The organism is Cupriavidus sp. FW305-27 (genome assembly GCF_058787995.1).
On the sequence record NZ_JBYTAG010000137.1, the window covers coordinates 1 to 994 of the forward strand.

At 62.9% G+C, this 994-nt stretch carries 1 protein-coding gene; it reads left to right on the forward strand.

Features of this window, described 5'->3' with window-relative positions:
- A partial coding sequence (gene tuf, locus AC3WRI_RS32875; protein ID WP_492295016.1) for an elongation factor Tu occupies positions 1-993 on the forward strand: 993 nt, incomplete at its 5' end.
- Position 994: the final 1 nt, after the last annotated feature.

Genomic DNA, 994 nt, shown 5'->3' on the forward strand with positions numbered 1-994 from the left:
CACGTCGAGTACGAAACGGCCAACCGCCACTACGCGCACGTTGACTGCCCGGGCCACGCTGACTATGTGAAGAACATGATCACGGGTGCCGCCCAGATGGACGGCGCGATCCTGGTTTGCTCGGCTGCTGACGGCCCGATGCCGCAAACGCGTGAGCACATCCTGCTGGCCCGCCAGGTTGGCGTGCCGTACATCATCGTGTTCCTGAACAAGTGCGACATGGTGGACGACGCTGAACTGCTCGAGCTGGTCGAGATGGAAGTTCGCGAGCTGCTGTCGAAGTACGAGTTCCCCGGCGACGACACCCCGATCATCAAGGGTTCGGCCAAGCTGGCGCTGGAAGGCGACAAGGGCGAGCTGGGCGAAGTGGCCATCATGAACCTGGCCGACGCGCTGGACACCTACATCCCGACGCCGGAGCGTGCCGTTGACGGTACCTTCCTGATGCCTGTGGAAGACGTGTTCTCGATCTCGGGTCGCGGCACCGTGGTGACCGGCCGTATCGAGCGCGGCGTGGTGAAGGTCGGTGAGGAAATCGAAATCGTCGGTATCAAGCCGACGGTGAAGACCACCTGCACCGGCGTGGAAATGTTCCGCAAGCTGCTGGACCAGGGTCAAGCCGGCGACAACGTTGGCCTGCTGCTGCGCGGCACCAAGCGTGAAGACGTCGAGCGCGGCCAGGTGCTGTGCAAGCCGGGTTCGATCAAGCCGCACACCCACTTCACCGGCGAGGTGTACATCCTGTCGAAGGACGAAGGCGGCCGTCACACCCCGTTCTTCAACAACTACCGCCCGCAGTTCTACTTCCGTACCACCGACGTGACCGGCTCGATCGAGCTGCCGAAGGACAAGGAAATGGTCATGCCGGGTGACAACGTGTCGATCACCGTCAAGCTGATCGCCCCGATCGCCATGGAAGAAGGCCTGCGCTTCGCTATCCGCGAAGGTGGCCGTACCGTCGGCGCCGGCGTCGTGGCAAAGATCCTCGACTAAG